We start from the raw sequence: 12,482 nt of genomic DNA on the forward strand, positions 1-12,482 counted from the left end.
CTTGCCGGTACGGCCCCCGCACCGATCTATCTGCCGCCAAGGTGACTGAGTGAGGTTTCCCGCCTAGTTCGCGGTTGTTAATTGCGTCTTACCGGCATATCACCGCCGTGACAGAGCGCAGCGATACAGACAGACTGCACGCACTTGTACAGACAAATCGCGAAACGACGTGATACTGAGCAGCGGTAATGAGTTTCCGGTGCGCGCAATCTGAATGACAGTCGTCATACACCATGCCGTTACCGGGGCGCTTCAGGCTTATCTCGCCTCAAGAACCCCATAAGGAGCCTGAATGCGCCGGTTATTCATGGTGGCGGCAGCCGTAGTGACACTCGGTCTGACAAGCGGCCTGGTGAACGTCCCTGCCTTCGCCGCCACGGACGGCACGCTGAACGTCATCTCGGCTTCGGTGAAGGCCGGTGAACCGATCAGCCTGACCTACTCCACCCCCCGTCCCGACCCGAAGAACTGGATCGGCCTGTATACGGACCCCGGCAACGGCCCGGTCGCCGAGAAATACGTCGGCCCCTCCCTGAAGTGGGTCTACATCCCCGAGGGCTCCGGCACCGCCACGCTGCCCACCGACGGTCTCGAACCGGGTGACTACGTCGCCTACTCCCTGGCCAAGGACGGCTATGCCTGGCTCGCCCAGCCCGTCAAGTTGAAGATCGTGAGCGCCGAACCGCTGCACTTCGTCAGCGACCGCGTCCCGTTGCGCAACGCCCGCGCGCTGAAGCCGTACGCCGCGACCGTCGGCGGCCTCACCCGGGGTGACGCCGAGGGCCTGACGTTCCGCAAGACCTCCGGGCCCCGCTGGGTCACCGTCGGCTCGGACGGCAGGATCTCGGGCACCCCGCGCCCGCCGGACGCGCTCCGGCCCGCGGCCGTGCGGATCGAGGCGCGCAACGGCGCCGGCGAGACCGCCTCGGTGACCGCGGCGATCGAGGTCAGGGTTCCGGGCGCCAAGCTCGTGCCCGACCTCAAGGCGATGAGCTGGAACCTCTGGCACGGCGGCAGCCAGGTGAAGGGCGCCCGCGAGAAGCAGCTGAAGTTCCTGCTCGACCAGGACGTGGACGTGGTCGGTATGCAGGAGACCTCCGGCACCTCCGCGAAGGAACTGGCCGAGGCGCTGGGCTGGGAACACTTCCAGGCCGGGAACGACCTGGGCATCGTCAGCCGCTACCCGATCACCTCGCGCGGCCCGCTCCCGGCCGCGTCGGGACTGGCCGGGATCACCGCCAGGATCCGGGTCGACGACCAGCACAGGCAGGACGTCGTCATCTGGAATGTCCACCTCGGCTACACGCCCTACGGTCCCTACGACGCCTGCTTCGGGAAGATGAGCCACGAGCGGCTCCTGGCCAACGAGGTCTCCTCGGGGCGCACCCCGCAGATCACCGCGGTCCTCGCGGCCATGCAGTCCGACCTGCGGGACGCGAAGCGGACCCCCGTCCTGCTGACCGGTGACTTCAACGCTCCCTCGCACCTGGACTGGACGCCCGCGACCAGGCGCTGCGGCTATGACTCCGTGGCCTGGCCCGCCTCGGTCCTGCCGGAGAAGGCGGGCCTGAAGGACTCCTTCCGGGTCGCCCACCCCGACCCGGTCGCCGCCCCCGGCATCACCTGGTCACCGATCTACCCGACCTTCACCGGCGGCTACGGCCACGACGCCCACAAGGGCGAGCCGGAGCCGCAGGACCGGATCGACTTCGTACACTACGCGGGCGATCTCCGGGTGCTGGACTCCAGCGCCCTGGTCGAGGGCACCCCCGCCCCCATACCCGGCCACTCAGGCAACGCCTGGACCTCCGACCACGCCGCGGTTCTGACCACCTTCAGGATGCGTTGACCGGACGCACCGAACCTCCCCGCGGAGGAAGGGCGGCTCCATGCCGCCCTTCCTCCGTTCGTACAGCCCGCGCCACCTGGAAACCGACACGACATCGACGTGCAACGTCACCGAAACCACCGGTTCCTATGGTCCGGGAATGCGGCTCACACCACACGAGCAGGAACGCCTGCTCATCCACGTCGCCGCCGGTCTCGCCCGCGACCGCAGGTCACGTGGCCTCCGGCTCAACCACCCCGAGGCCACCGCGATCATCGCGTCCTTCCTCATGGAGGGGGCCAGGGACGGGCGGACCGTCGCCGAACTGATGGAGGCGGGGCGCAAGGTGCTCTCCCGCGACGACGTCATGGAGGGGGTGCCCGAGATGCTGTCGTCCGTGCAGATCGAGGCCACCTTCCCCGACGGCACCAAGCTCGTCACCGTCCACCAGCCGATCCCGTGACCCCAAGGAGCGGTGAGCGCCGATGACACCCGGCGAGATCCTGTACGGCGACACGCCCATCCCGCTCAATCCGGGCCGCGAGCGCGTCACCGTCCGCGTCGTCAACACCGCGGACCGGCCGATCCAGGTCGGCTCGCACTACCACTTCTCCGCGTGCAACCCCGGCCTGGAGTTCGACCGCCAGGCGGCCTGGGGCACCCGGCTCGACGTCCCCGCGGGTACGGCGGTGCGGTTCGAACCCGGTGTGGAGCGCGACGTGACCCTCGTGCCGATCGGCGGGCTGCGGATCGTCCCCGGTCTCCGTCCCGAATGGGCCGGACCTCTCGATGGGAGTCCCGGTGTTCATTGAACGATCCCGCTACGCCGCGCTCTACGGCCCCACCGTCGGTGATCGGATCAGGCTGGCGGACACCGACCTGCTCATCGAGGTCACCGAGGACCTGTCGACGGGCCCCGCCGGAGCGGGCGACGAGGCGGTCTTCGGCGGCGGCAAGGTCATCAGGGAGTCGATGGGCCAGGCCAGGACCACCAGGGCCGAGGGCGCACCCGACCTGGTGATCACCGGCGCGGTGATCCTCGACCACTGGGGCGTGGTCAAGGCGGACATCGGAGTCAGGGACGGCCGTATCGTGGCGATCGGCAAGGCCGGAAACCCCGACACCATGGACGGTGTTCATCCGGACCTGGTGATCGGCCCCTCGACCGAGATCCTCGCGGGCAACGGGAAGATCCTGACCGCCGGGGCGATCGACTCCCACGTCCACCTGATCTGCCCGCAGATCCTCGACGAGGCCCTCGCCGCGGGAGTGACGACCATCGTGGGCGGCGGCACCGGGCCCGCCGAGGGCACCAAGGCCACCACCGTCACCGGCACCTGGTATCTCGCCCGGATGCTGGAGTCTCTCGACTCCTACCCGATCAACGTCGCGCTGCTCGGCAAGGGCAACACGGTCAGCCGCGAGGGGCTGCTGGAACAGCTCCGCGCCGGGGCCTCCGGTTTCAAGCTGCACGAGGACTGGGGCACCACCCCGGCCGCCATCGACGCCTGCCTGTCGGTGGCCGATGCCACCGGCACCCAGGTCACGATCCACACCGACACCCTCAACGAGGCCGGGTTCGTGGAGTCGACGCTGGCGGCGATCGGCGACCGGATGATCCACGCCTACCACACCGAGGGAGCCGGCGGCGGGCACGCGCCCGACATCATCCGGGTCGCCTCCTACGGCAACATCCTGCCGTCCTCGACCAACCCGACCCGCCCGCACACCGTCAACACGCTCGACGAGCACCTCGACATGCTGATGGTCTGCCACCACCTCAACCCGTCCATCCCCGAGGACCTGGCGTTCGCCGAGTCCCGGATCCGGCCGTCCACAATGGCGGCCGAGGACATCCTGCACGACATGGGCGCGATCTCGATGATCGGCTCGGACTCGCAGGCGATGGGCCGGGTGGGCGAGACGATCATCCGGACCTGGCAGACCGCGCACGTGATGAAGCGCCGTCGGGGGGCTCTGCCGGGTGACGGCCCCGCCGACAACCTCCGGGCCCGGCGCTACGTCGCCAAGTACACGATCTGCCCGGCCGTGGCCCACGGCCTGGACGGCGAGGTCGGCTCGGTGGAGACCGGCAAGCTGGCCGACCTGGTCCTGTGGGACCCGGCCTTCTTCGGTATCAAACCGAACCTGGTGGTCAAGGGCGGTGTGATCGCCTACGCCCAGATGGGCGACGCGAACGCCTCCATCCCGACCCCGCAGCCGGTCATGCCGCGCCCGATGTTCGGTGCCGCCCCGGTCACCGCCGCCGCCACGTCCGTCCACTTCGTCGCCCCGCTAGCGATCGAGGACGGCCTCGCCGACCGGCTGGCCGTACGCAGGCGCCTGCTGCCGGTGGCCGACGTCCGCCGCAGGGGCAAGGAGAGCATGCCGCTGAACGACGCCATGCCCAGGATCGACGTCGACCCCGACACCTTCGCGGTCAGCGTCGACGGCGACCTGATCGAACCCGCCCCCGCCGAGACCCTGCCCATGACCCAGCGCTACTTCCTGTTCTGATCTCCTGCCCGGCCGAAGGGAGCCCCGGATGAACGCCGCGCTGCTGCTGCTGGCCGATTCCCGGCTGCCCGCCGGGGGGCACGGTCACTCCGGTGGCGCCGAGGAGGCGGTCAGGATCGGCGCGATCCACGACCTCGCCGGCCTCGCCGCCTTCCTGCGGGGCCGGCTGGCCACCGCGGGCCTGGTGACGGCCGCCCTCGCCGCCGCGGCCTGCGATCTCGGCGCGTCTCCCCCCGCGGCGACCGGCCGCCCGGAGTGGACGCGGCTGGACGCGGAGGCAGACGCCAGGATCTCCTCGCCCGCCCAGCGGGAGGCGAGCCGCACCCAGGGCAGGCTGCTGCTGCGGACCTCGCGGAGGATCTGGCCCTCCCCGGTGCTCGACACGCTGGCCGGGGCCCTGCCCCAGGGCGCCCACCATCCCCTCGCGCTCGGCGCGGTGGCGGCCGTGGCGGGATGCTCCCCCGCCGAGGCCGCCCTCGCGGCGGCCTACACCTCCGTCACCGGACCCGCCACGGCGGCGGTACGGCTGCTCGGCCTCGACCCCGTCGCCGTCCACCGACTGCTCGCCGATCTCGCCCCGGCCTTGGAAAGGGTCGCGGCCACCGTCCCCACCGGCTGGGAGGCGCTGCCCGCGCATGCCTCCCCCGCGCTCGACCTGCTCGCCGAACACCACATTCGTGCGGATCTACGGCTTTTCGTCTCCTGACGACCATCTGGAAGGACGGTGACCCATATGGGCGCCAACCACGACGACCACCACCATGCGGCCGACCCGCACGGCCGGGCGTTACGCCTGGGCATCGGAGGCCCCGTCGGCAGCGGCAAGACCGCGCTGACCGCGGCGCTGTGCCGGACACTCGGCCCGTTCATGCACCTGGGCGTGGTCACCAACGACATCTACACCACCGAGGACGCCGACTTCCTGCGCAGGGCGGGCGTGCTCGACCCGGAGCGGATCGTCGCCGTGCAGACCGGGTGCTGCCCGCACACCGCCATCCGGGACGACATCGCGGCCAACCTCGACGCGGTGGAGACCCTGGAGGAGCGGTTCGGCCCGCTCGACCTGGTGATCGTGGAGAGCGGCGGGGACAACCTCACCGCCACCTTCAGCAGGGGCCTGGCCGATCGGCAGATCTTCGTGCTGGACGTGTCCGGCGGCGACAAGGTCCCGCGCAAGGGCGGCCCCGGCGTGACGACGGCCGACCTGCTCGTGATCAACAAGACCGATCTGGCCCCGATGGTCGGCGCGGACCTCACGGTCATGTCACGCGACGCGGCGGCCGTACGGGACGGCAAACCCGTGCTTTTCACCTCGATCAGGGAGGATCCACGAGCGTACGCGGTCTCCGAATGGGTCACCGGCCTCGTCGAGTCCTGGGCCCACGAGCACTCCCACGCCTGACCCATGCCCCTCACCGACCCGGTCCCCGCACCCGTCCTGCCCGCTCCGGCGCCGGCGCCGGCGGGGTCCGTACCACGGCCGGAGCAGGCAGGACGGCGGGCGATGAGGGCGCGGGCGGCGATCGCCACCCGGCGGGACGCGGCCGGCCGGACCGTCCTCGCCACGATGCGTTCCGGCCCACCGCTCACGCTGCGGGCGACCGCGCCCGGCCGGGTGCACCTGGTGTCCACCGCGGCGGGTCCGCTGGGCGGTGACGATCTGGCCCTCGACATCGAGGTGGCGCCGGGAACCGAACTGGAGGTGCGGTCGGTCGCGAGCACTCTGGTGCTGCCCGGCCCCGCGGGGGCCGAGTCACTGATGACGATCACGGCCCGGGTCGGCGCGGGCGCCTCGCTCAGGTTCGCGCCAGAACCGACGGTGCTCGCGGCGGGCTGCCTGCACCGCATGGTCGTCCGGCTCGATCTGGCCGAGGACGCGCGGGTGCGCTGGCGCGAGGAGATCGTCTTCGGCCGGTACGGCGAGCGCCCCGGACGCTGCCACTCACGCTTCGACGCCGTTCTCGGAGGGGTCCCGCTGCTCCGGCAGGAGTTCGTGGTGGGCGACCCGGAGATCGACGGCAGTCCCGCCGTCTACGGCGACGCCCGCTGCGTGGGCAGCATCCTGATCACCGGCCGGGCGCCGGAGACGGTGGTCGGCCAGGGCTGGGCCGCCCTGCCCCTGGCCGGGCCGGCCACCCTGGTCTCCGCGCTCGGCCGGGACGCGGTCGAGCTGCGGCGACGGCTCGGGCAGGGAGAGGAGGCCATCACCGACCGCCGCTGAGGGGCACTGAGGGAGCACTGAGGGAGCACTGAGGGAGCACCGCCACGGTCCCCGGGAGCCGGGCCCGCACAGCCGCGGCTCGCGCCGCCGTGCCGGGAACCGTCAGTCGTAGAAACCCAGGCGGCGGAGCTGCTTGGGGTCGCGCTGCCAGTCCTTGGCGACGCTGATGCGCAGGTCGAGGTAGACGCGGGTGCCGAGGAGCGCCTCGATCTGCCGGCGGGCGCGGCTGCCGACATCCTTCAGCCGGGAGCCCTTGTGCCCGATCACGATGGCCTTCTGGGACGGACGCTCGACGAACATGTGAGCGTAGATGTCGAGGAGGTCGTCACGCCCCTGTCTGGGAAGCATCTCGTCGACGACCACCGCGATCGAATGCGGCAACTCGTCGCGCACCCCCTCCAGGGCCGCCTCCCGGATCAGCTCGCCGACCAGCACCTGCTCGGGCTCGTCGGTGAGCTGTCCTCCCTCGTACAGCGGCGGGCTCTGGGGCAGGCGCTGGACCAGCACGTCGGCCAGCACGTCGAGCTGCTCACCCGACTGCGCGGAGACCGGCACGATGTCATCGAACTCGGCGAGCTGGGAGACCGCGAGCAGCTGCGCGGCGATCTGCTCGCGGGTCGCCAGGTCGCACTTGGTCACCACGGCGACCACCGGGGTCTTCTTGACGCCCGCGAGCTTCTCGGCGATGAACCGGTCGCCCTTGCCGATGGGCTCGTTGGCGGGCACGCAGAAGCCGATCACGTCGACCTCGGTGAGGGTGGAGAGCACCAGGCTGTCCAGCCGCTCACCCAGGAGCGTGCGGGGCCGGTGCAGGCCCGGCGTGTCGACGATGACGAGCTGGGAGTCGGGGCGGTGCACGATGCCACGGATGGCCCGGCGGGTCGTCTGGGGCTTGGAGGAGGTGATCGCCACCTTCGTGCCGACCAACGCGTTCATCAGCGTGGACTTGCCGACGTTGGGCCGGCCGACGAAGCAGGCGAAACCGGCATGGAAATCAGCAGCTGAGGAACTCACGTCAACCATTGTCGCCGATGCCGGACTCAGCTCTGACGCGGTGTCCCGTCAGGACCGGCCACGAGCAGGGTCTCGGCACCCAGGTCGCGGACCGCCCGCGTGTCGTCGTCGGAGGGCCCCTCACCCGCGGTGACCAGCGCGGCCGCCTCCAGCGACTCCGCTCCACCGGACACCGCCATCGCCACGGCGACCTGGATCGCCGACAGGGTCAGCGACGGCAGCGCCACGTTGGTCGCCGAGTAGGTCCGGCCTGTCTCGTCCCGTACGGCCGCGCCCTCGGCGGCTCCGTTGCGTGCACGGGCGGAACGGGCCAGCACGATGATCTTCTTGTCCTCGGGATCGAGGGTCGCGTCACTCACAGCACAAGGGTATTCAGCTCCCGGCACCAAAACGACACGGCTGCCGCCTCGCTCAGGCGGCGACCTCGTCGACCAGCAGGCGGGCGAGCTCCCGGGTGCGCTCGGCGTCGACGTCCCTGACACCGGCGTGCACCAGTGAGATCAGGGTATGGCCGCTGAGGGCGAACACCAGGTGCATCTCGTACGGATATCCGTTCAGCTTTCCGTTCAGCCGCCTGGCCTGCACCTCGTCACCGACCCCTGCCAGGTTCAGGGGGGAGACCCGAAGAGCGGTGCCGCGGCCCGCCACCTGGGCACGTGCGACCGGACAGCCGCTCAGCGCCTCCGTGAGCTCGTTGAAGTGAAGCTCGGCGTCGTCACCGCGGTAGGAGGCCAGACCGAATCCGGCCAGCTCCCCGACTCCGTCACCCTGGTAGGTCACGGCCGCCCGCGCCCCCAGTGCCCGCTGCGGCGGCCTGCCTCCCGCGGTGTCGAGAACGAGCCGGCAGTCCTCGTTCACCGGCTGGAACGGGGCGCGCCAGCCGTCCCGCGGACGGGCCGAGAACCCGTCGGGCAGCCCTCGTGTCTCGTCGAGCACTCCCCGCAGCCGGTTCAGCTCCGCGGCGCCGTCCATCGCGTCGCCGGCCCCCGCTCCGCCGGCGCATCCGGCCGCCCCGCCCACGATAAGTCCACATAACACCGCAAAAACGACAATATTCATCCCCCGCGTCATGACCATCCCCCCGATGTCATGTGCGAGGCGTCTCGTCCTCGCCGACTCGCTTTCTTCCCCGTCCGCAAAAGCGGCAATCATTAAGAAACGCCTAAGGGTGCCCTCAACCGTATTTCACGGTCGAGAACACCCCTAAGCGAGTGACGCAGGACGGCCACGAAGCCCTACGTGAACTCTTCTCCCCCGTGAGCCGACCCACGCGCCGCGAACCCCTCCGGACGCGGGGATCTCCCACCGGCTCCCGCGCGACCAGGTGCCGTGCGAGAAGCATCACCCGTGCCGCTTGCAGAGCACTTGCGGACGACTTGGGGCAAATCCACCGCCCCAGCCCGTCACTGGTCGGGGGAGGCCGAGACCGAGTCGGGCTCCGCGGGGGCGATCCTGGTGACGAGGACCGTGCCGATCCGGTTGCGACGCCCGGCGAGGCTCTCGGCCGTCAGGCTGAGACCCTCCACCACCGCCTGGGAACCGGCGATCGGCACCCGGCCCAGCGCGTGTGCCAGCAGCCCTCCGACGGTCTCGACGTCGTCGACCTCCAGTTCGATGCCGAACAGGTCTTCCAGATCGTCCACCGGGAGCCTGGCGGTCACCCGTACCGCGCCGCCCTCAAGCGGCTCCACCCTGGGGACCTCCTGGTCGTACTCGTCGGTGATCTCACCGACGATCTCTTCCAGGATGTCCTCGATGGTGACCAGGCCGGCCGTGCCACCGTACTCGTCGATGACGATGGCCTGGTGGATCTGGCGGGCCTGCATCTCGCGCAGCAGTTGGTCGATCGGCTTGCTCTCCGGCACGTAGGTGGCCGGGCGCATGATGGACTCCACCGGCTCGGCGCGCCCGTCGTCACCGGTGTCCTGCACCCGGCGTGCGATGTCCTTGAGGTAGGCGATGCCGATGACGTCGTCCTCGTTCTCGCCGACCACGGGAATCCGGGAGAAACCGCTGCGCAGCGCGAGGGACATGGCCTGGCTCAGCGTCTTGCCGCGCTCGATGAACACCATGTCGGTGCGGGGCACCATGACCTCGCGGACCAGGGTGTCGCCGAGCTCGAAGACCGAATGGATCATCTCCCGCTCGTCTGGCTCGATGACCCTGCGCTCCTCGGCCAGATCGACCAGGTCCCGCAGCTCCGCCTCGGAGGTGAAGGGGCCCTCGCGAAAGCCCTTGCCCGGCGTCACCGCGTTGCCGAGCAGGATGAGCAGCTTGGGCAGGGGGCCGAAGATCCGGGTCAGGCCGTACACCACGGGGGCGCTGGCGAGCGCGATGGGCTCGGCGTGCTGGCGGCCCAGCGTGCGCGGGGAGACCCCGACGATCACGTAACTGACGACGATCATGACCGCCGCCGCCGCGGCGTAGGCCCAGCCCTGGTCCCCGAGCCAGTCGATGAAGAGCAGCGTGCCGATCACCGTGGCGACCAGCTCGCAGCTCAGCCGGAGCAGGAGCAGGAGGTTCAGGTAGCGCGGCGGGTCGGCGACGATGGCCTGCAGACGCACCGCGCCCCGGCGGCCGTCACGGACGAACTCCTCCGCGCGAACCCTTGAGATACGAGTCAGAGCCGTCTCCGCGCTGGCGATCAACCCGCCGACCACGACGAGGACGACGGCGGAGAACAACCACCCGTTGGCGAGGTTCACCGCTGGGGGCGCACCTCCTGCCACGACTCCAGAAGCTCGCCCTGAAGGCCGAACATCTCCTTGTGCTCCTCGGGCTCGGCGTGGTCGTAGCCGAGCAGGTGGAGGATGCCGTGCGTGCACAGCAACTCCAGCTCGGCCTCGGTGCCGTGCCCGGCCTCGGCCCCCTGCTTGGCGGCCACCTGCGGGCAGAGCACCACGTCACCGAGGAGCGCCGGGTCGGTGGGCGAGTCACCCTCCTGCCGTGCCCCCGCGCCCGGTCCCGGCCGCAGCTCGTCCATCGGGAAGGCGAGCACGTCCGTGGGGCCCGGCTCCCCCATCCACCGTTCGTGCAGAACCGACATGGTCTCCTCGTCGACGACCAGGATCGACAGCTCGGCGAGCGGGTTGATGCCCATCCGCTCCAGCACATGCCCGGCCAGCGAGACGATGAGCCCCTCGTCGATCTCGACGCCGGACTCGTTGTTGACCTCGACGCTCACAGGTCCCCCCCTGCTTCCCCCGTGCCGCGCGACCCGCTCCGGAATCGTTCCGCGCTCATGTCCTCTCCCGAGGACGCTGCTTGACCATGCCCTTGATCTGCTGCGGCGCGCGTTGGCGCTGCGTCTCGTCATAGCGCCCGTACGCGTCCACGATGTCGCCCACCAGCTTGTGGCGCACCACGTCGTCGCTGGTCAGACGGCTGAAGTGGATGTCAGAGATGCCTTCGAGGATGTCCTGGACGACCCGCAGACCGCTCTGCGTGCCGTTCGGCAGGTCGACCTGGGTGACGTCGCCGGTGACGACGATCTTCGAGTTGAACCCCAGCCGGGTCAGGAACATCTTCATCTGCTCCGGCGAGGTGTTCTGCGCCTCGTCCAGGATGATGTAGGCGTCGTTGAGCGTGCGGCCCCGCATGTAGGCGAGGGGGGCCACCTCGATCGTGCCCGCGGCCATCAGCCGGGGGATCGACTCGGGATCGAGCATGTCGTGCAGCGCGTCGTAGAGCGGGCGCAGGTAAGGGTCGATCTTCTCGTAGAGCGTTCCCGGCAGGAAGCCCAGCCGCTCGCCCGCCTCGACCGCGGGGCGGGTGAGGATGATCCGGTTGACCTTCTTCTCCTGGAGGGCCTTCACGGCCTTCGCCATCGCGAGGTAGGTCTTGCCCGTGCCGGCCGGGCCGATGCCGAAGACGACGGTGAACTTGTCGATCGCGTCGACGTACCGCTTCTGGTTCACGGTCTTCGGGCGGATGGTCCGGCCCCGCGAGGAGATGATGTCCAGCGAGAGCACCTCGGCGGGACGGTCGGAGGTCATCCGCAACATGGCGATGCTGCGCTCGACCGCGTCGACCGTGAGCTGCGCGCCTCCGCGGACGAGTTCGGACATCTCCTCGAAGAGCCGCACCACGGTGCTGCTCTCCTCCGGGCTGCCGGTGACGGTGATCTCGTTGCCCCGGACGTGGATGTCGGCGCGAAAGGCGCCCTCGATGACGCGCAACAGCTCATCGCGCGAGCCCAGCAGGCTGACCATCGACTGATCGTCCGGAATCACCACCTTTGCCTGAGTCCGGCTGGAACCCCTGGACCTCGGCGACGTTCTGCTGGAATCGTTTGTCTCGGACATGAGCTGGCCCTACGGCCTGTTCGCCTCCAGATATAGGCGTGGAACTTCAACGCCATCGTATCCGTGATCGCCAGGATCGCGCTTGCCGGTTTTCAGCCGGGCGGCCACTTCAGCCCGCGCCCCCCGATCACGTGTCCATGCACGTGGAAGACGGTCTGACCGGCCTCGGGTCCGGTGTTGAACACCAGCCGGTAGCCCGATTCCGCGACTCCCTCCTGACTGGCGACCGCGTGCGCGGTCTTGAGCACGTCGTCGGCCAGCCCCTGGTCGGCGGCCGCCAGCGCCGCGGCGTCCCGATGGTGCTCCCTGGGGACCACCAGCACATGGGTCGGCGCCTGGGGGTTGACGTCACGGAAGGCCAGCGTGCGATCGGTCTCATAGACGATCTCCGCGGGGATCTCCCCGGCCACGATCTTGCAGAACAGGCAGTCGGCTTCGCTCACCATGCAGGCACCTTATCGCCGAGGACGTTGTGAATCGGTGATGGTTCCCGCCAGCAAACAAAGATCCGCCCGGATATGGTGGTTGTGCAAAACTTCAACCAAGACAGCCTTTGCGCACAGCACCATATGGCCGCCTGGCGAGGACACGACTGGGT

Annotated in this window: 14 protein-coding genes; 7 read left to right on the forward strand and 7 right to left on the reverse strand. The window is 69.9% G+C overall.

Translation table 11 applies throughout. The annotated features are described in order from the left end of the window. Nucleotides 1-292: 292 nt before the first annotated feature. The 7 genes from ACWD3H_RS02590 to ACWD3H_RS02620 all read left to right on the forward strand — a co-directional run bounded on the left by ACWD3H_RS02590 (nt 293) and on the right by ACWD3H_RS02620 (nt 6,566). Nucleotides 293-1,849 carry an endonuclease/exonuclease/phosphatase family protein gene (locus ACWD3H_RS02590; protein WP_451953782.1) on the forward strand — a complete coding sequence of 519 codons (1,557 nt, stop codon included), beginning with the start codon at nt 293-295 and terminating at the stop codon, nt 1,847-1,849. Nucleotides 1,850-1,988: 139 nt separating this feature from the next. After that, nucleotides 1,989-2,291, forward strand: a complete 303-nt coding sequence (locus ACWD3H_RS02595) for an urease subunit gamma (RefSeq protein WP_343978549.1) — start codon at nt 1,989-1,991, stop codon at nt 2,289-2,291. Between the two features lie 22 nt (nt 2,292-2,313). After that, complete coding sequence (locus ACWD3H_RS02600) at nt 2,314-2,640, forward strand: urease subunit beta (RefSeq protein ID WP_030903960.1); 327 nt, start codon at nt 2,314-2,316, stop codon at nt 2,638-2,640. Beyond that, the gene (locus ACWD3H_RS02605) at nt 2,618-4,345 is read left to right on the forward strand and encodes an urease subunit alpha (RefSeq protein ID WP_451953783.1); all 1,728 of its coding nucleotides are present in this window, start codon (nt 2,618-2,620) and stop codon (nt 4,343-4,345) included. Before ACWD3H_RS02600 ends, ACWD3H_RS02605 begins: the two co-directional genes overlap by 23 nt. A 28-nt stretch (nt 4,346-4,373) precedes the next feature. Next, nucleotides 4,374-5,051, forward strand: coding sequence for an urease accessory protein UreF (locus ACWD3H_RS02610; RefSeq protein WP_451953784.1), 678 nt, complete (start codon nt 4,374-4,376; stop codon nt 5,049-5,051). 27 nt (nt 5,052-5,078) lie between these two features. Then, nucleotides 5,079-5,747, forward strand: coding sequence for an urease accessory protein UreG (ureG, locus tag ACWD3H_RS02615; RefSeq protein ID WP_355549150.1), 669 nt, complete (start codon nt 5,079-5,081; stop codon nt 5,745-5,747). Between the two features lie 102 nt (nt 5,748-5,849). Continuing rightward, nucleotides 5,850-6,566 (forward strand): urease accessory protein UreD, encoded by a 717-nt coding sequence (locus ACWD3H_RS02620; RefSeq protein WP_451953785.1) that lies wholly within the window; start codon nt 5,850-5,852, stop codon nt 6,564-6,566. A gap of 102 nt (nt 6,567-6,668) precedes the next feature. On the opposite strand, the gene era is transcribed toward ACWD3H_RS02620, so the two are convergent. From era to ACWD3H_RS02655, 7 genes are all read right to left on the reverse strand, one after another. Beyond that, nucleotides 6,669-7,589 carry a GTPase Era gene (gene era, locus ACWD3H_RS02625; protein WP_350913256.1) on the reverse strand — a complete coding sequence of 307 codons (921 nt, stop codon included), beginning with the start codon at nt 7,587-7,589 and terminating at the stop codon, nt 6,669-6,671. Nucleotides 7,590-7,606: 17 nt separating this feature from the next. Beyond that, nucleotides 7,607-7,939, reverse strand: coding sequence for a cytidine deaminase (locus ACWD3H_RS02630; RefSeq protein ID WP_350913254.1), 333 nt, complete (start codon nt 7,937-7,939; stop codon nt 7,607-7,609). Between the two features lie 52 nt (nt 7,940-7,991). Further along, nucleotides 7,992-8,618 (reverse strand): hypothetical protein, encoded by a 627-nt coding sequence (locus ACWD3H_RS02635; protein WP_451953786.1) that lies wholly within the window; start codon nt 8,616-8,618, stop codon nt 7,992-7,994. A 365-nt stretch (nt 8,619-8,983) separates the two neighbouring features. Beyond that, a complete protein-coding gene (locus ACWD3H_RS02640) occupies nt 8,984-10,285 on the reverse strand; it encodes a hemolysin family protein (protein WP_355549143.1) in 1,302 nt (433 codons plus the stop codon). After that, nucleotides 10,282-10,764 carry an rRNA maturation RNase YbeY gene (gene ybeY / locus ACWD3H_RS02645; RefSeq protein ID WP_343979833.1) on the reverse strand — a complete coding sequence of 161 codons (483 nt, stop codon included), beginning with the start codon at nt 10,762-10,764 and terminating at the stop codon, nt 10,282-10,284. The genes ACWD3H_RS02640 and ybeY overlap by 4 nt, the downstream gene beginning before the upstream one ends. A gap of 55 nt (nt 10,765-10,819) precedes the next feature. Then, on the reverse strand, nt 10,820-11,884 hold the full coding sequence (locus ACWD3H_RS02650; protein WP_350913248.1) for a PhoH family protein: 1,065 nt from the start codon (nt 11,882-11,884) through the stop codon (nt 10,820-10,822). A gap of 92 nt (nt 11,885-11,976) precedes the next feature. Then, on the reverse strand, nt 11,977-12,327 hold the full coding sequence (locus tag ACWD3H_RS02655) for a histidine triad nucleotide-binding protein (protein WP_030903982.1): 351 nt from the start codon (nt 12,325-12,327) through the stop codon (nt 11,977-11,979). Nucleotides 12,328-12,482: the final 155 nt, after the last annotated feature.

Source organism: Streptosporangium sp. NPDC002607, assembly GCF_053592655.1.